At 67.9% G+C, this 15,932-nt stretch carries 17 protein-coding genes; 16 read left to right on the top strand and 1 reads right to left on the bottom strand.

The window, feature by feature from the left end:
• Positions 1-7: 7 nt before the first annotated feature.
• The 5 genes from QRO93_RS12290 to QRO93_RS12310 all read left to right on the top strand — a co-directional run bounded on the left by QRO93_RS12290 (position 8) and on the right by QRO93_RS12310 (position 5,107).
• Positions 8-1,075, top strand: coding sequence for a sensor domain-containing diguanylate cyclase (locus QRO93_RS12290; protein ID WP_180880555.1), 1,068 nt, complete (start codon positions 8-10; stop codon positions 1,073-1,075).
• A gap of 81 nt (positions 1,076-1,156) precedes the next feature.
• Positions 1,157-2,182, top strand: a complete 1,026-nt coding sequence (locus tag QRO93_RS12295) for an AI-2E family transporter (RefSeq protein ID WP_053508333.1) — start codon at positions 1,157-1,159, stop codon at positions 2,180-2,182.
• Positions 2,183-2,342: 160 nt separating this feature from the next.
• Positions 2,343-4,085 carry a diguanylate cyclase gene (locus QRO93_RS12300; RefSeq protein WP_180880562.1) on the top strand — a complete coding sequence of 581 codons (1,743 nt, stop codon included), beginning with the start codon at positions 2,343-2,345 and terminating at the stop codon, positions 4,083-4,085.
• 70 nt (positions 4,086-4,155) lie between these two features.
• Positions 4,156-4,593 carry a hypothetical protein gene (locus QRO93_RS12305; RefSeq protein WP_049458897.1) on the top strand — a complete coding sequence of 146 codons (438 nt, stop codon included), beginning with the start codon at positions 4,156-4,158 and terminating at the stop codon, positions 4,591-4,593.
• A gap of 13 nt (positions 4,594-4,606) precedes the next feature.
• Positions 4,607-5,107, top strand: coding sequence for a GNAT family N-acetyltransferase (locus QRO93_RS12310; RefSeq protein WP_049458896.1), 501 nt, complete (start codon positions 4,607-4,609; stop codon positions 5,105-5,107).
• A gap of 3 nt (positions 5,108-5,110) precedes the next feature.
• Here the strand turns inward: QRO93_RS12310 and QRO93_RS12315 are convergent, their stop codons facing one another.
• Positions 5,111-6,085, bottom strand: coding sequence for a LysR family transcriptional regulator (locus tag QRO93_RS12315; RefSeq protein WP_180880564.1), 975 nt, complete (start codon positions 6,083-6,085; stop codon positions 5,111-5,113).
• 151 nt (positions 6,086-6,236) lie between these two features.
• On the opposite strand from QRO93_RS12315, the gene QRO93_RS12320 reads away from it, so the two are divergent.
• The 11 genes from QRO93_RS12320 to QRO93_RS12370 all read left to right on the top strand — a co-directional run.
• The gene (locus QRO93_RS12320; RefSeq protein WP_164085654.1) at positions 6,237-7,160 is read left to right on the top strand and encodes an alpha/beta hydrolase; all 924 of its coding nucleotides are present in this window, start codon (positions 6,237-6,239) and stop codon (positions 7,158-7,160) included.
• A gap of 250 nt (positions 7,161-7,410) precedes the next feature.
• Positions 7,411-7,878, top strand: a complete 468-nt coding sequence (locus QRO93_RS12325; RefSeq protein ID WP_180880574.1) for a DUF2975 domain-containing protein — start codon at positions 7,411-7,413, stop codon at positions 7,876-7,878.
• Between the two features lie 13 nt (positions 7,879-7,891).
• On the top strand, positions 7,892-8,116 hold the full coding sequence (locus tag QRO93_RS12330; protein ID WP_133934070.1) for a helix-turn-helix transcriptional regulator: 225 nt from the start codon (positions 7,892-7,894) through the stop codon (positions 8,114-8,116).
• Positions 8,117-8,159: 43 nt separating this feature from the next.
• Positions 8,160-9,698 carry a TerC family protein gene (locus QRO93_RS12335; protein ID WP_180880566.1) on the top strand — a complete coding sequence of 513 codons (1,539 nt, stop codon included), beginning with the start codon at positions 8,160-8,162 and terminating at the stop codon, positions 9,696-9,698.
• A gap of 61 nt (positions 9,699-9,759) precedes the next feature.
• On the top strand, positions 9,760-10,896 hold the full coding sequence (locus tag QRO93_RS12340) for a metallophosphoesterase (RefSeq protein WP_180880568.1): 1,137 nt from the start codon (positions 9,760-9,762) through the stop codon (positions 10,894-10,896).
• A gap of 31 nt (positions 10,897-10,927) precedes the next feature.
• The gene (locus QRO93_RS12345; protein WP_180880570.1) at positions 10,928-11,338 is read left to right on the top strand and encodes a hypothetical protein; all 411 of its coding nucleotides are present in this window, start codon (positions 10,928-10,930) and stop codon (positions 11,336-11,338) included.
• A 97-nt stretch (positions 11,339-11,435) separates the two neighbouring features.
• On the top strand, positions 11,436-12,449 hold the full coding sequence (locus QRO93_RS12350) for a hypothetical protein (protein ID WP_180880571.1): 1,014 nt from the start codon (positions 11,436-11,438) through the stop codon (positions 12,447-12,449).
• Positions 12,450-12,583: 134 nt separating this feature from the next.
• Positions 12,584-13,444: a DUF2306 domain-containing protein gene (locus QRO93_RS12355; protein WP_180880572.1), complete on the top strand. Its 861-nt coding sequence runs from the start codon at positions 12,584-12,586 to the stop codon at positions 13,442-13,444.
• A gap of 34 nt (positions 13,445-13,478) precedes the next feature.
• Positions 13,479-14,540 (top strand): sensor histidine kinase, encoded by a 1,062-nt coding sequence (locus QRO93_RS12360; RefSeq protein ID WP_238581858.1) that lies wholly within the window; start codon positions 13,479-13,481, stop codon positions 14,538-14,540.
• Positions 14,537-15,310, top strand: a complete 774-nt coding sequence (locus QRO93_RS12365; RefSeq protein ID WP_053449082.1) for a LytTR family DNA-binding domain-containing protein — start codon at positions 14,537-14,539, stop codon at positions 15,308-15,310. The genes QRO93_RS12360 and QRO93_RS12365 overlap by 4 nt, the downstream gene beginning before the upstream one ends.
• A 55-nt stretch (positions 15,311-15,365) precedes the next feature.
• Positions 15,366-15,932 (top strand): MFS transporter (locus QRO93_RS12370; RefSeq protein WP_285304239.1); only part of this gene is annotated, 567 nt, incomplete at its 3' end.

A 15,932-nucleotide genomic window follows, 5' to 3' on the forward strand; every position in this document is an offset into this window, starting at 1 on the left:
GTCGGCAATGCCGTTCTTGACTGACTCGACCGAGGTCGCGGTCGAGGGCATCGGCGCGGCGCGGCGCATCGGCTGGATGCGCTTCGTGGGCAATGGCCTGGGCGCGATCCCGATCGCCTCGATCATCCTGGAACGCCATGACGGTGCGCTGGCCTGGGTTCTGCTGCTGCTCAATGCACTGGCCTGGCCCGCGCTCGCGCTGCTGCTGACCCACCGGTCCCGGCAGCCTGCCGTGGTCCAGTTCCGCTGCATGGTGGCCGATTCGTTGTTCGGCGGTGGCTGGATCGCCTTCATGGGGTTGAGCGCGGTGCCCAGTGCACTGTTCGCGGCGCTGCTGGTCGCCGACAAGATCGCTGCCGGCGGCGTGCGCCTGGCGATGCGCGCCACGCTGGCACTGGTGCTGGGTTTTGCGATCACCTGGTGGGCCCTCGGGTTTCCCTATCAGCCGCTGACCTCGCAACGCACGATCGTGCTCAGCGTGCCGTTCCTGTTCGTCTACGGCATCGGTCTGAGCATCCTCAGCTGGCAGCTGGCGCGTCGGGTGAAATCGCAGAACCGGCAGCTGCAGCGCTTGAGCCGGATGGACCCGCTGGTCGAGCTGGCCAACCGCGGCTTCCTGATCCTGCGCGCGCAACAGGCGCTGGACAAGGCGCAGCGGCAGGGCGGCTTTGCCTGCCTGCTGATGCTGGACGTGGATGATTTCAAGCGAATCAATGACTCGCATGGCCACCGCGCCGGTGATGAGGTCCTGCGGCACATCGCCTCGACCCTGCGCGCGTTTGCCCGGCCGGGTGATACCCCGGCCCGCCTCGGTGGCGATGAGTTCGTCGTGCTGCTGCACGACTGCGCGCCGGTGGATGCGATGCATGTGGCCGAGCGGGTGCGCCTGCACCTGCTCGAGGCCGCCCGCCAGGCCACCCCGGGCGTGGAGTTCAGCGTCAGCATCGGCATTGCCGCCACGCCGCGCGGCGGTAGCGTGGAGGACTGGCTGGCGCAGGCCGACCGGGCGCTGTACCACGCCAAGCGGCAGGGCAAGAACAACGCCAGCTATGGCGAACACGGCGCCGCCCAATGACGGCGTAACGGCCGTTCATCCTGCACACGGAATCGCACGGCCAATCCTCTACCATGGGCCACCCCGCCCGGACGTGCCCCCATGCAAGACGCCCTCGTTGTGCAGCCCAAGCCCCCCGTTCCGAGGATCGCGGCCTGGCTGATGATGCTGCTGGGCATGTGGCTGGCGCTGAAGCTGGGGCTGGTGGTGACGCTGCTGTCGGGCCTGCTGGTGTTCCAGCTGACCCACCTGCTGGCCTCCACCGTGGAAGGCCGGTTGCCACCGGGGCGGGCACGGGCGATCGCGGTGATCGTGCTGTCGGCGGTCATCATCAGCGCGCTGGTACTGGCCGGGATCGGCGTGGCCTCGTTCTTCCGCAACGAGACCGGCGGGCCAGACGCGCTGCTGGCACGGCTGATGGAGATCCTCAATTCGTCGCGGCACCAGGTGCCGGCGCTGTTGCAGCCCTACATTCCCGAAGACATGCCGGCGCTGCGCGCAGCGCTGAACGACTGGGCCGCCGAGCACCAGCGCCAGCTGGGCGTGGCCGGTACATCGGTGGTGCAGGTGGGCGTGCGCGTGCTGATCGGCATGGTGCTGGGCGCGATGATCGCGCTGTATGACGAACTGCCGCTGCCGAAAATGGGGCCGCTGGCGCAGGAACTGATCGGCCGCACCAGCCGCCTGGCCACTGCGTTCCGCCAGGTGGTGTTCGCGCAGGTGAAGATCTCGCTGCTCAACACCGTGTTCACCGCCATTTTCCTGCTGGGTGTGCTGCCCTTGTTCGGCGTGCACCTGCCGTTGTCGAAGACGCTGGTGCTGATCACCTTCGTCGCCGGGCTGCTGCCGGTGGTGGGCAACATCATCTCCAATACCATCATCACCATCGTCGCGTTGTCGGTCTCGTTCTACGTGGCGGTGGCGGCGCTGCTGTACCTGATCGTCATCCACAAGCTGGAGTATTTCCTCAATGCGCGCATCGTCGGCGGCGAGATCCAGGCGCGCGCCTGGGAACTGCTGCTGGCCATGCTGGTGATGGAGGCGGCGTTCGGCCTGCCGGGGCTGGTGGCCGCGCCGGTGTTCTACGCCTATGTGAAGCGGGAACTGGTGGATCAACGCTGGATCTGACCCCGCTGACGTGACGGATTTGTTTCGGCGAGCCGGATGCCGCCTCTTGGCGGCACGTTCGCGATGACTGGGGTATACGCAGGGGCAGGGGCTGCGTAGCGCTGGCTTGGCACTGCCGGGGCCGCTCAGTACAGTGATCCGCACGTCAGGGGAAAGTTGAATGGCCGGCAAGGTATCGCCCATCGGGTTGCGGACCTGGGTCTGGATCCTGGCGGGACTGTTCGTGGTCTGCACCCTGCCGCTGATGGTCATCGCCCTGGTCCAGGGCACGATGCGCTATGCCGCCGCCGAGGACAATCTGGTCAGCCTTCGCCAGCTGCGGCAGACGTTTGATCTGGCCAACCTGGTCTCCTCCGAACGCGGCCCGGCCAACAGCCTGCTGGGCGCGCGCGCGGACGAAAGCGCCGAGCAGGCGCGGCTGGCCATGCAGCTGGCCGTGGTGCGGCGGCGGGTCGACGCCGCCATGCTGCAGCTGGACACCGCGTTCAAGGCCCATCCGGGCGAGGTGGATGCGCATGCGATGCTGGCCGATGCGCAACGCCGCCTGAAGTTGGCACGTGCCAGCGTGGACCGGGTAGCGGCGCAGCCGCAGGACGCACGCCGGGTCGAAGACGTGGAGCGCGCGATCAGCAGCATGTTCGCGGTGGTCGACCGCCTGCATCTGCTGACGTCCGCACAGATCAACGTGCTGGTCCGCGCCGATCGCGAGGCAGCGATTCCGGCGATGCAGGGCCAGGTGCTGATCGACCTGCGCGAGCACGGCGGGCGTTTGGCCTCCAACGTGATGGCGCCGGTGGCGGTGCCGGGTGCGTGGCGCAACGAGCAGGTGCGCGCGGCGCTGCAGACCGAGGGCCGCCTGCTGGAGCTGTGGCGGCTGGCCGGCAGCCACGAGGCGGTGTTCCGCAGTGACCCGGCGTTGTCCTGGCACTGGGACATGGCGCGGCGGCAGTTTTTCGGTGAATCGCTGCCGATGGTCGAGCAGTTGATCGAAGGCGGTCGTCGTGGTGTACCTCCGCCGTGGACCGCTGCCAAGTTCACCCGGCGCTATGTGCCGACGCTGCAGTCGCTGGAGGCGCTGCGCGATGGCTACCTGAGTGTGTCCATTGCCCGCTTCGAACATACCCGCAACCGCGCGGCCATGCGCCTGGCAGTGCTGGTAGCGACGGTCGTGGGTACGCTGCTGGTGCTGGGCGTGGCCCTGCGCATTGCCCATGTGCAGATCCTGCGCCCGCTGTTGCAGGCACAGCGGCAGGTGATCCAGATCGCCTCCGACGCGCCGGGGCCGGAGCAGCACGTCACCCATCCGCTGGCGGAAATGCAGCGCCTGTTCGATGCGATCGAGGTCCTGCGCGAAACCTCGCGCGAACGCTCGGCGCTGACCAGTGAGCTGCGGCAGCTTGCGGGTACCGATGAACTGACCGGGCTGTTGAACCGCCGCGCGCTGGACCAGCGGGTGCAGCAGCGCCATGCCGAGGGCGCTGCGGCGGCGGTGGTGATCCTGCTGGACGTGGACCGCTTCAAGTCGATCAATGACGGCCATGGGCATGATGCCGGCGACAAGGTGCTGGTGCAGGTCGCGCAGCTGCTGCAGCGCCACCTGCGCCGCAGCGACAGCATCGCCCGCTACGGTGGCGAAGAGTTCCTGGTGCTGCTGGCCGATGGCGATCTGGATGCCGGTCGCCGGCTGGCCGAATCGCTGCGGTTGGCGCTGCAGCAGCTGGACATCGTGGTGGGCGGCGATAGCACGCTGCGCGTGACCGCCAGCTTCGGCGTGGCCGAGGGCGGTACCGACGCACTGGGCTGGCGCACCCTGCTGCGCGCGGCCGATGCGGCGATGTACCAGGCCAAGGCACAGGGCCGCGACCGCGTGCGGGTTGCCGGTGGGGGACGCACCTCACGTTGACCGGTCATGTTCATCGCCGGCGCACGTGGCGCGCCCTACACTGGCGGCCCGATCGCTGCAGGAGCCCACCATGACCGTGCATCCCCTTGCCTTCGCCGCGCTGCTTGCGGGCCTGCTGGCCGGCTGCGCCAGCCCCGCATCGAAGACCACGGCCGATGAGCCGCGCCCTCCCTCGATCGCGGCCGGCATGAGCCCGGTGCCTGCGTTCACCGGTGGCGGGGCAGGGTGGAGCATCGAGATCGCGTCCACCGGCAACGGCAACCACGATGCCAGCCTCAGCGCCGATGGCCGTACCCAAAAGGGTACGTTGCGCTATCTCGGGCAGCCGGCCGATGCGCCCAGTTCGCTGATCGTGCTCAATGGTGAGCTGGGCAGGCAGCCCGCCGTTGTCGAGATCAAGCGCGAGTCGTGCCGCAATGCCGAAGGTGTCGACACCCTGGCCAGCGTGCAGGTGACGATGGAAGGGCAACCGCAGCGACGCGGTTGCGGCCACCTCGCGGTGTACTGAGCCGACCGGCAGCATGCTCGATATTCCCACCCTGCACACCGCGCGCCTGCGGCTGCGTCCGCAACAGCTGGATGACTTCGGCATCTATGCGGCGTTCCTTGCGTCGCCGCGCGCGCGCGGCATGGGCGGTCCATTCGATGAGGTTGCCGCGTGGGGCCAGTTCTGCCATGACCTGGCGAGCTGGCATCTGTTCGGCCATGGTGCGTTGATGATCGAACGGGCCGACACCGGTGCCTGCATCGGCCAGGTGGGTATCAACCATGGCCCGCTGTTTCCGGAGAAGGAACTGGGTTGGCTACTGTATGACGGCCACGAAGGGCAGGGCTTCGCCACTGAAGCGGCCGAGGCACTGCGCGACTGGGCCTTCGTGGTGGCACAGCTGCCGACGCTGGTCAGCTACATGGCGCCCGACAACCTGGCATCGCAGGCCGTTGCGCAGCGGCTGGGCGGCGTGCTCGACGCCCAGGCCGTGCGCAGTGATGCCGATGACCTGGTCTATCGTTACCTGCGCTGACGCCTAGCCGCCGGTGGCCGGTGCCTGCACGGGGCGGCCGAGCGCTTTGGCGACGCCCTCGCGCTTCTCGACCAGGAATTCCATCAGCGCGCGCACGCGGGGTGGCATCTGCTCACGCGATGGCACGTACAGGTAGAAGCCGGGGAACGGCGCGGACCATTCCGGCATCAACCGCAGCAGGCGCCCATCTGCCAGCATCGGCTGCAGTGACAGGTCGATGTGCTGCATCACGCCCAGTCCCTGCAGCGCGGCGCGGATCATGGCTTCGTCATCATTGGTGACATAGCGTCCGCGCGGTTCCACTTCAAAGTCGTGTCCATGCTGGCCGGGCGTGCTGAACTCCCAGGCATAGACCGTGCCGCTGCCGGTCTGGCGGTAGCCCAGGCATTCATGCCCGGCCAGTTCGGCGGGCGTGCTGGGCGTGCCATGCCGGGCCAGGTAGGCCGGCGAGGCGACCACCACCATTTCCAGCATCGGCGTCACCGGCACGGCGATCATGCCTTCGGCCAGGCGTTCCCCCAGCCGGATGCCGGCGTCGCAGCCTTCGGCGACGATGCTGGACAGGCCATCGTCCATCACCAGCTCCACGCGCAGCTCGGGGTAGCGCGCGAAGAATTCAGGCAGGTGTGGTTCGATCAGCGTCTTGGCGGTCAGGCGTGCGGTGTTGATGCGCAGCAGGCCGGAGGGGGCGTCATGGCTGGCGCGCAGGTCGCGTACTGCGCTGTCGATGGTGCTCAGCGATGGCTGCACTGCGTCGAACAGGCGCTGGCCTTCCTCGGTCAGCGACATCTCGCGGGTGGTCCGGTGCAGAAGGCGCACGCCCAGTTGCTTCTCCAGCGTCTTCAGGCTCTGCGACAGCGCGGGGCGCGAGACCCCCATCTCTTCGGCCGCCTTGGTGAAGCTGCGATGGTGGGCAATGTGGGCAAACCAGGCCAGCTGCGGCAGCAGGGCCGGGTTGATCGCGGTGGGGGCACTCATGGGGGCTCGGTCGGGCGCCACGCCCGTCGCATTCTGGTAATCACAGCTTACTACTGTGGTTGAGATTGGCGTCTTTTCTGCTCCCAATCCCAGGTCTATCGTGCTTGCAACGGCGACACCGGTCGCCCTGCCGCAAACGAGGAGCCACCGCATGGAAACCGTCAAGATCCAGAACCCGGACATGGCCTGGCATATCGCTGCCGACCTGCACTTTCCGCCGGACTTCGACCGCAACCGGGCCTACCCCACGATCATCAGCATGCACCCGATCGGCAGCTGCAAGGAGCAGACGTCCGGCAACGTCTACGGTGAGGCGCTGGCCCGCGAGGGTTACGTGGTGATCGCCTACGACGCCAGCTTCCAGGGCGCCAGCGGGGGTGAACCGCGACGGATCGAAGACCCGACCCAGCGCGTGGAGGATGTACGCCGCGTGGTCGACTATCTGGTCACCCTGCCGTACGTGGACGCCGCACGCATCGGTGTGCTCGGCATCTGTGGTGGTGGTGGCTATGCGATCAACGCCACCATGACCGAGCGCCGCATCAAGGCGGTCACCAGCATCACCGGCGTCAACTTCGGCCGGCTCAGCCGCGAGGGCTTTGGCGGCTTCGATCCGATTGGTTCGCTGGAGGCCATCGCCGCACAGCGCACCGCCGAGATGCGTGGCGGCGAGGCACGCGTGGACCTGTTCCTGCCACCGTCGGTGGAGCAGGGGCGCGCTGCCGGCATCACCGATATCGACGTGCTGGAGGCCACGGACTACTACCGCACGCGCGGGCCGCAGCCCAACGGCGTGGTCAGCGCGCTGTTCTCGCATCGTGGTGCAGCGGTGGGCTGGGATGCCTTCCATCTGGCCGAAGTGCTGCTGACCCAGCCGCTGCTGGTGGTGATTGGTGACAAGCCGGGGGCGTTTGGTGCCTACCGCGATGGCCTGGAGATCCATGGCCGTGCGGCTTCGAAGCACAAGCAGCTGAAGGTGGTGGAGGGTGGGTCGCACTACGACCTGTATGACCAGCCGGAGCCGGTCCGGCAGGCACTGGCGGCGGTGATTCCGTTCTTCAGCCAGCATCTGTGAGCTGATGGCACTGGGGTGGTGCCGGCGGCGGGCCGGCACCTGCACGCCCTATGCGCCCGGGTAGCGGTTCGCGCCACGCCCGCGATTCAGCCTTTCGCGCAGGATGTGGTATATCGTTTATCGATAAATCCATCCCGGGGCGGCATGCCACCCCAATGCCGGAGGCCGCTTGACCGCTCGACCCGCCCGCGCCAGACCCGCGCGAGGCTTGTTCACCCTGGCCCAGGCCGCCGTGCAGGCCGTGCGCGCGATGTGCTGGCTGGGCATCCTGGCCGCACTGCTGGCCATTCCCCTGGTTGCCCACGACCGCCGCTGGCTGTTGGACAGCGTGCATGATGCCGCTGCTGCGGCCGCGCATGGAAACGATCTGTTCCTGCATTTCTGCCTGGGGCTGGGCGCCATCGTCGTGCTGCTGGTGCTGTGCCTGGTGTTCCTGCGCCATCTGCTGCGGCTGCTGGACTCGGCGGCGCGCGAGCAGCCGTTCACCCACACCAATGCACAGCGCCTGCAGCGCATGGCGTGGTTGATGCTGGCGATGGAGCTGCTGTCGATCCTGATCGGTGCCTATGCGGCCTGGATGGGCCCGGACTTCACCTGGATGGAGGTCGGCGGCGGCATGTCGATCACCGGCCTGGTCGCGGTGCTGATGCTGTTCGTACTGGCGCGCGTGTTTGCCGTAGGCGCGGCGATGCGCGATGACCTGGACGGTCTGGTCTGATGGGCACGCGCTGATGGCGATCGTCATCACCCTCGACCGCATCCTGCAGGAGCGCGGCATGACCCTGTCCGAGCTGGCCGGGCGCATCGACATAACCCTGGCCAACCTGTCGATCCTGAAGACCGGCAAGGCACGCGCCATCCGCTTTTCCACCCTCGATGCGATCTGCCGCGAGCTGCAGTGCACGCCCGGCGACCTGCTCGGTCATGACCCGGCGCAGGCGCAGGATGCCGATTGAATGACTGCTTTTCTCCCTTACCTACTGACGAAACGGACCTGAAATGGAATGGTTGGCTGACCCCTCGATATGGATGGGCCTTGCAACCCTGGTCGTGCTGGAGATCGTTCTCGGCATCGACAACCTGGTGTTCATCGCGATCCTGGCTGACAAGCTGCCGCCGCACCAGCGCGACCGCGCACGGGTGATCGGCCTCACCCTGGCCCTGTTGATGCGGCTGGTGCTGCTGGCGGCGCTGGCCTGGATCATGAAGCTGACCGAGCCGCTGCTTACGCTGTTCGATCACAGCTTCTCCGGGCGTGACCTGATCCTGCTGGGCGGTGGCCTGTTCCTGCTGTTCAAGGGCACGATGGAACTGCACGAACGGCTGGAAGGCCGCGAGCACCACGAGGATGGAAAGAAGGTCTATGCCAGCTTCGCGATGGTGGTGGCGCAGATCGTGGTGCTCGACGCAGTGTTCTCGCTGGACTCGGTGATCACCGCGGTCGGCATGGTCGACAACCTCGGCGTGATGTATGCCGCGGTGACCATCGCGATGGCGCTGATGCTGGTGGCCAGCAAGCCGCTGACCCGTTTCGTCAACAAGCATCCCACGGTGGTGGTGCTGTGCCTGGGCTTCCTGCTGATGATCGGCTTCAGCCTGGTGGCCGAGGGCCTGGGCTACAAGATCCCGAAGGGCTACCTGTACGCGGCCATTGCCTTCTCGATCCTGGTCGAAGCGTTCAACCAGTGGGTGCGTTTCAACCGCGAGCGCAACGAGCGGCGCCAGCCGTTCCGCCAGCGTACCGCCGACGCCGTGCTGCGGATGCTGGGGGCGCGTCCGGCCAACGGGCACGACGACGAAAGCGAGGACGCACACGCCGATGCCGAAGAGCGGCTGCAGCCGGCCGAGCACGAAATGATCCGCAGCGTGCTGGGGCTGGCCGATCGCCCGGTGTCGAGCGTGATGACCGTGCGTGCCGACGTGCAATGGATCGACCTGGCACGCGGGCAGGATGATGTGGTGGCGCGCCTGGTGGCCTCGCCGCATACCCGCCTGCTGGTCGGCGACGGCGATCTGGACAGCCTGCGTGGCGTGGTGCAGAGCCGCGACCTGCTGGCCGACCTGCTGCAGGGCAGGCCGCTGCTGCTGGAAGGCAACCTGCGCGAGCCGCAGTACGTGCTGTCCAGTGCCAGTGCGCTGCAGGCGCTGGAGCTGATCCGCCAGCACCCGGTGCCGCTGGCGGTGGCGGTGGACGAGTACGGCAGCGTGGAAGGCCTGGTGACGGCCAACGACCTGCTGGCCGCGATTGCCGGTGACCTGGTGGATACCCAGGACGAGCGCTATGGTGTGGTCGCGCAGGGCGAAGGCCAGTGGGAGGCCGACGGTGCGCTGACCCTGGATGACCTGCAGCGCCTGGCGGGCGTCTCGCTGCCGCGCAGTGCCGACTACATGACCATCTCCGGGCTGGTGCTGGAGCGGTTGGGCCGCCTGCCGGACATCGGCGACGCGGTGGAGATCGCCGACGTGCGCATCACCGTACTGGCGATGGAGAAGCGCCGCATCGCCCGCCTGCGGGTGGAGCGCCTGCCCGGGGCGTGATGCTGCCTCTACCCAATGACACGCGGGCCCGTCACCATGGCGGGCCCGCTTTTCTTCCTGGATGGTTGCAGTGCTGAGTACGATCGGTTTGTTGATGGGCCTGTACGTGGCCTGGCGCCTGTTCTGGCCGCTGCGCCTGCCCACCGCATTGAAGGTCGTGCTGTCGCTGCTGCTGGTGGCTGTGGCCGTGCAGCTGCGCATCGTCGCCACCTTCTGGGGCACGATGGCCTCGCCGGAGATACCGAAGCTGGCGATCGCCACGCTGGCCACCGGCTCGACGGCGGTGCTGCTGCTTGCGCTGGTGATGCTGGTGCTGGACGCAGGACTGCTGCTGTCGCGCCTGCTCCGCCGGCCGCGCGCGGTATCGGCATTGCGCGCCCCCAGGCTGCGTCCCGTGGCCGCTGTGCTGGCGCTGCTGGTCAGCGGCTATGGCGTCAGCCAGGGCATGGCGGTGCCCAAGCCGCGGCAGATCGACGTGGCGATCAAGGATCTGCCGGCTGCGTTCGACGGCTACCGCGTGCTGCAGCTGACCGACATCCATGCCAGCCGCCTGCTGACCGGCGACTGGGTGCGCAGGGTGGTGGAGCAGAGCAATGCGCTGAAGCCGGACCTGATCGTGATCACCGGCGACCTGATCGATGGCAGCGTCGAGGCCCGTCGCGACGACGCACGCCCGCTGGCCGAACTGCATGCGCCGGACGGCGTCATCGCGATCACCGGCAACCACGAGTACTACGCGCAGTACCAGGACTGGATGCAGGCGTTCCGCGCGCTGCACATGCAGGTGCTGGAAAACAGCCATCTGCAGGTGCGTCGTGGTGAGGCCGCGTTGACCATCGCTGGTGTCACCGACCCGGTGGCGGCACGCTATGGACTGCCGTTGCCGGATCTGGACGCTGCGCTGGCCGGGGCCGATCCGTCCGCGCCGGTGATCCTGCTCGACCATCGCCCGCGCAATGCGCGCGAGGCCGCCGCGCGCGGCGTCACGCTGCAGCTGTCCGGGCATACCCACGGCGGCCAGATCATCGGTATGGACCAGCTGGTGAAGCGCGCCAATGGCGGCTATGTCTCCGGCCGCTACGAAGTGGACGGCATGACCCTGTACGTGAGCAACGGTGCCGGCCTGTGGGCCGGGTTCCCTGCGCGCATCGGCGTGCCGTCCGAAATCACCCTGCTGACCTTGCGCCGCGCGCCGTGATGCTGCGCACGCCTTCATGGAGGAAGGAGCCATGGCGCATCCCCGCGCTCCGATGGAACGCCTGATCCGCGCCAATGCCGATGAGATAAACCGGCTTCGCCAGGTGATCCGCGATACCGCAGGTACGCGTTGGCGTGGGCCGGAGCAGCGGGCGCTGCACGCTGCGGCCTGCGCCGAGTATCAACTGCGCTACGATCAGCTTGCCTTTCCGGGCGGCTATGACCAAGCGTTGAAACTGCTGGCCGAGCATGACCCCGGCACGCTGGATGTAGTGCTTACTTTCCTCGAAGTGCGGCCCTACTTCTTCCGGTCCGGCTACATGTGGAAGACATTGTTGAAGCGCGTGCAGCGGGTGCCGATGGGCGTTAAGCAGCAGGCGCGGATGCAGAGAATCCTCGATGCCTACGGCGCTTACCGGGTGGCACGCCTGCACTCCCGTTAGCTCCAGGCCATCCAGCAAGATCGCCCTGCATCCAGCATTCAAACGGGCTCCGGATCAGAGATCATCTGCACGGGGTTCTCAAATAGGGAAAGACACCATGCAGGAAGCACATCACTCACGCGGGCGTTCGCGCTTCGTCGCACTGCTGGTCGGTGCACTGCTGCTGGCCGGTTGCCAGCGCACACCGGAGGTGCCTGGCGAGGCACCCGCGGCAGACACGCCGGTTGCCGCGACAGTGGCCAGCACCGACCTCTCCCCGCTGCTCGATGCCCTGCCGACGTGTGCGCTGGAGGGCTGGTACATCGATCAACAAACCGATCGCCCGGCCCACCCCTGGTTGGCCGCGAATGCACCAACGCCCTGCCGGGAGGACGCGGAGAACGAGATCGCCACGTTCTGCGTACAGGGCCAGTGGAAGGGGCTGCCGGTGGACGAAGTGATCCTGCCGACGATGACGTTCGTTTCGTTCCGTGGGGCGAAGATCGGCCTGCCGCTGGAGAAGGCGCGCCCGATCGTCCGCCAGCGCTTCGGGCAGGATTTTCCAGGCGGTGCCGCCTACGAGGAGGGCCGCGAGCCGAAGCTGATGGCCGACCCCGAGGATGCGCAGCGTTCGTGGCTGCTGTGCAGCACCCCGGAACTGGGGCACGACGTGGACAGCCAGGGAAGCCTCCGCTATGCCGGCATGAACCTGCCCTACGACCACGACGGTTGCAGCTACCGCTACAGCCCGGTCGACTTCTGCGATGCGCGGCATCGCGCGCGCATCGAGGATGCGCTGCAGAACCAGAAGCCCAATTTCAACCAGCACTATCTGCTGGTGCAGATCGATGATCGCCCTGAGTACTTCCAGCGCACGGTGGTGCTGGTCGATACCCGCACCGGCGAGGCAACACCGCTGCCGATCGATGCCTTCACCGGAGCAGCGGGGAAGGGCGGAGAGGCTACCGGCTACGGGACTCTGGAGACGGGCGTGGACCAGCCGCAGTTCTGCCTCGATGGCGCGTTGCTGGTCTATCGCGTGTTCGAGGAAGGCCGCTTCTGCTTCGGCTTTGACGGTGAACGCTTCACCGGCCATGAAACCCAGTACATGCAGGCAGCCGCATCTCCCTGACCGGAACAGGGTTGCCAAACCAGCGATCGCCGCCTGGCGTCACTGGTCGGCGCTGGCCGTCACTGATCGCGGTCACCGCCTCCATGCCCGTGGCAACGACCAACAATGGCGCACTCCCTGAAGGAAGCGCTGCCATGTCCTTGCCTGCTGTTGCCATCACCACACGCCGGGCGCTGCGCGACGGGCAGGTGCCCGCATCGCGCCGCCAGCGCCTGCTGCGTATCGGAGCCCTGGCCTGGTTGGGCAGTGCCGCACTCGGGCAGCTGCTGTTCGCCGTCTACATCGTGGGCTTCTACGGACGCAGCACGCTGGCGGGCCAGCCACTGCGCTGGAACGAGGTGATGCCGCACGGTTACGTCGCCGGGGCGACCACCTTCAACGCCGTGCTGGCGCTGCACCTGCTGCTGGCAGCGGGCATCGTGCTGGGGGGATGGTTGCAGTTGTGGCCAGCGCTGCGGCGCTGGGCACCGGCCGTGCACCGCTGGAACGGCCGGCTCTACGTGTTGGCCGCGGTACTGCTGGCACTGGGTGGCCTGGCGATGGTGTGGGTCCGCGGTGGCGCTGCCGGTGATGTTTCGCAGCATCTGGGCACCTCGCTCAATGCCCTGCTGATCCTGTGGTTCGCGGCGGCCACGTGGTGGCGCGCACGCCAGCAACGTCTGGGTGAGCACCGCGCATGGGCGCTGCGCCTGTTCCTGGCGGTGGGGGGCGTGTGGTTCTTCCGCATCGGCCTGATGCTGTGGCTGCTGCTCAACCAGGGGCCGGCGGGTTTCGATCCGGAAACCTTCACCGGCCCCGCGTTGACCGTGCTGGCGTTTGCACAGACCCTTCTGCCCCTGGCAGTGCTGGAACTGTATCTGCGTGCCCAACGCTCTGCAGGGGCGGCGCATGCCTGGCGGGTCGGCGTGGTCCTGCTGGTTGCGGCTGTGGCCACCCTGGCCGGCAGCCTCGCCGCGGCGGCACTGATGTGGTGGCCACCGCTTGCGGCCGGCTGACGTGGGTGCACGGCAAGGCGCTATGCTGCCGGCCATGTCCGATGTGCTGTCGCCACCGCCGGTTTCGCTGCTGCGCCGAACGCTGTGGTGCGCAGGTATCTCGCTCGCGCTCGGCGCGCTGCTGGTCATCGACTGGCATCCGTGGTGGACGGTGCTGCCGCGCGCGCTGGCATTGGGCCTGGCGGCGATGCTGGTGTTCACCGTGCTGGAGCGCTGGCCCGGATCGCTGCCGCGGTGGCTGTCACGCTGGGTCGTGCAGATCCTCGCGGTGGCGGCGGTGATTCCGCTGGGAACCCTGATGATCTATCTTGCGGGCACCGACGCGGGCGCACCGCCATTCTGGCAGGACGCAGATCGCTGGACCGGGTTCCTGACCCTCAACGTGGTTGGCCTGCTGGTTGCACCGTGGGTGGCGCTGGCGGCACTGGTGAGGCACAAGGACGCACTGGCACGGCACCAGGCCCTGGCCTTCGCGCTGGAACGCAGCGAGCTGGAGCGGCAGGCGCTGGAAGCTCGCGTGCAGCTGCTGCAACGGCAGGTTGCGCCGCATTTCCTGTTCAACACCCTGGCCAACCTGCAGGCGCTGGTGGACAGCGGTTCACCGCAGGCATCGGTGGTGATGCGCCATCTGGTGGCCTACCTGCGCGGCAGCGTGCCACGCCTGCAGCAGCCGGTGGTACGGATGGAGGACGAGATCGCATTGGTAAGCGCCTATCTGGAACTGATGCATATGCGGATGCCGGATCGGCTGCGGTTCCGCCTGGATGTTGCCGAGCAGGTGCGCGCGCTGGGTTGCCCGGGCCTGTCCGTGCTGACCCTGGTGGAGAACGCGATCCGCCATGGCATCGACCCCTGCGAAGACGGTGGCGAGGTGGTGGTGCAGGTGCGGCGCGACGGGGCGTGTTGCGAGGTCTGCGTGGTTGACGACGGCCGAGGCCTGTCAGCTGTGGCGCCGGGCCTGGGCACCGGCCTGCAGACACTGCGCCAGCGGCTGCAGCTGCTGTATGGCGATGCCGCGTCCCTGCAGTTGCAGGCGGGCCCAGAGCGCGGCGCGATCGCGCGCCTGCGGTTGCCGGCGCGGGAGCTGCCCGCGTGATCGCCAACGCACTGATTGCCGACGACGAACCGTTGCTGCGGCAGGCGCTGGCCGCACAGCTGGCGCAGGCTTGGCCGCAGCTGCAGGTGGTGGCGCAGGCGCGTAATGGGCGCGAGGCGCTGCAGGCCTTCGAAACCCTGCAGCCACAGGTCTGCTTCCTCGACATCCACATGCCCGGCCTGTCCGGCATCGACGTCGCCGCACGCATCGCGCGGCGCGCGCAGGTGGTGTTCGTCACCGCCTACGACGCGTATGCGGTGCAGGCATTCGCGCAGGGCGCGCTGGATTACCTGGTGAAGCCGGTGGATGCACAGCGCCTGCACGATACGGTGCAACGGCTGCAGCAGCGCCTGCAGCAACCTCCGCCCCTGCAGGACCTGCAGAAGCAACTGCAGCAGCTGGCCGAACGCCTGTCGCTGCCGGCGCCGACGCCGCTGCGCTGGCTGCACGCGCAGGTTGGCAACGTGCTGCGGGTGATTCCCTGCAGCGCGGTGGATTTCCTGCGCGCCGACAGCAAGTACACCCAGGTCGGCTGGCGCGACGACGACGGTCGTCCCGGCGAGGCGGTGATCACGCTGCCGTTGAAGGAGCTGGTGCAACAGCTGGATCCGGACAGCTTCGTGCAGGTGCACCGCTCGGCGGTGGTCAACCGGCACGCGGTGAAGCTGCTGGTGCGCGGTGACAACGAGACCGCCCAGCTGTACCTGCGCGGTCGTGATGACGTACTGCCGGTCAGCCGCCGCTATCTGGGTGCGTTCCGCGCCATGTAGGCCGGTCCTGACCCGCGTTTCACCCGGCGCATGACACCCTCCGCCCATGAATGAAATGACCGTGGCGCGGCAGCGCTCGATGTGGGTGGCCGGCCTGTCCACGGTGGTGGAGTGGTACGACTTCACCCTGTACCTGTACTTCGCCACGGTGCTGTCGCGGGTGTTCTTTGGCGGTGGCGAGCAGGCGATGCTGGTCACCCTGGCCGGCTTCGCGGTGTCCTACCTGATGCGTCCGCTCGGCGCGCTGTGCTTTGGCCACCTGGGTGACCGGCTGGGCCGGCGCTGGATGCTGCTGGCCTCGATGGCGCTGATGGCGGCAGCGATGCTGGCCACCGCCCTGCTGCCGACCGCCGCAACGGCGGGCACCACCGCCGGCGTGCTGCTGCTGGTGCTGCGCTGCGTGATGGCGTTCTCGGTGGGCGGTGAATACACCGGTGTGGTCGCGTATCTGCTGGAAAGCGCGCCGGAACGGCGACGCGGCCTGGTGACCTCGCTGGCGTCGGCAGCCAGTGAAGTCGGTGCGCTGCTGGCGGTGGCGATCTCGGCGGCGACGGTGGCGCTGCTGGCACCTGCGCAGCTGGACAGCTGGGGTTGGCGCATTCCGTTCTTCGTCGGCGCGGCG

This window comes from Stenotrophomonas maltophilia group sp. Smal17, assembly GCF_030237045.1.
Classification (GTDB): Bacteria; Pseudomonadota; Gammaproteobacteria; order Xanthomonadales; family Xanthomonadaceae; genus Stenotrophomonas; species Stenotrophomonas forensis.

Excerpts from the sequence above, each read along its gene's own strand:
- QRO93_RS12290 (WP_180880555.1), top strand. The coding sequence starts at position 8 with ATGCCGTTCTTGACTGACTCGACCGAGGTCGCGGTCGAGGGCATCGGC.
- QRO93_RS12295 (WP_053508333.1), top strand. The coding sequence starts at position 1,157 with ATGCAAGACGCCCTCGTTGTGCAGCCCAAGCCCCCCGTTCCGAGGATC.
- QRO93_RS12300 (WP_180880562.1), top strand. The coding sequence starts at position 2,343 with ATGGCCGGCAAGGTATCGCCCATCGGGTTGCGGACCTGGGTCTGGATC.
- QRO93_RS12305 (WP_049458897.1), top strand. The coding sequence starts at position 4,156 with ATGACCGTGCATCCCCTTGCCTTCGCCGCGCTGCTTGCGGGCCTGCTG.
- QRO93_RS12310 (WP_049458896.1), top strand. The coding sequence starts at position 4,607 with ATGCTCGATATTCCCACCCTGCACACCGCGCGCCTGCGGCTGCGTCCG.
- QRO93_RS12315 (WP_180880564.1), bottom strand. The coding sequence starts at position 6,085 with ATGAGTGCCCCCACCGCGATCAACCCGGCCCTGCTGCCGCAGCTGGCC.
- QRO93_RS12320 (WP_164085654.1), top strand. The coding sequence starts at position 6,237 with ATGGAAACCGTCAAGATCCAGAACCCGGACATGGCCTGGCATATCGCT.
- QRO93_RS12325 (WP_180880574.1), top strand. The coding sequence starts at position 7,411 with ATGTGCTGGCTGGGCATCCTGGCCGCACTGCTGGCCATTCCCCTGGTT.
- QRO93_RS12330 (WP_133934070.1), top strand. The coding sequence starts at position 7,892 with ATGGCGATCGTCATCACCCTCGACCGCATCCTGCAGGAGCGCGGCATG.
- QRO93_RS12335 (WP_180880566.1), top strand. The coding sequence starts at position 8,160 with ATGGAATGGTTGGCTGACCCCTCGATATGGATGGGCCTTGCAACCCTG.
- QRO93_RS12340 (WP_180880568.1), top strand. The coding sequence starts at position 9,760 with ATGGTTGCAGTGCTGAGTACGATCGGTTTGTTGATGGGCCTGTACGTG.
- QRO93_RS12345 (WP_180880570.1), top strand. The coding sequence starts at position 10,928 with ATGGCGCATCCCCGCGCTCCGATGGAACGCCTGATCCGCGCCAATGCC.
- QRO93_RS12350 (WP_180880571.1), top strand. The coding sequence starts at position 11,436 with ATGCAGGAAGCACATCACTCACGCGGGCGTTCGCGCTTCGTCGCACTG.
- QRO93_RS12355 (WP_180880572.1), top strand. The coding sequence starts at position 12,584 with ATGTCCTTGCCTGCTGTTGCCATCACCACACGCCGGGCGCTGCGCGAC.
- QRO93_RS12360 (WP_238581858.1), top strand. The coding sequence starts at position 13,479 with ATGTCCGATGTGCTGTCGCCACCGCCGGTTTCGCTGCTGCGCCGAACG.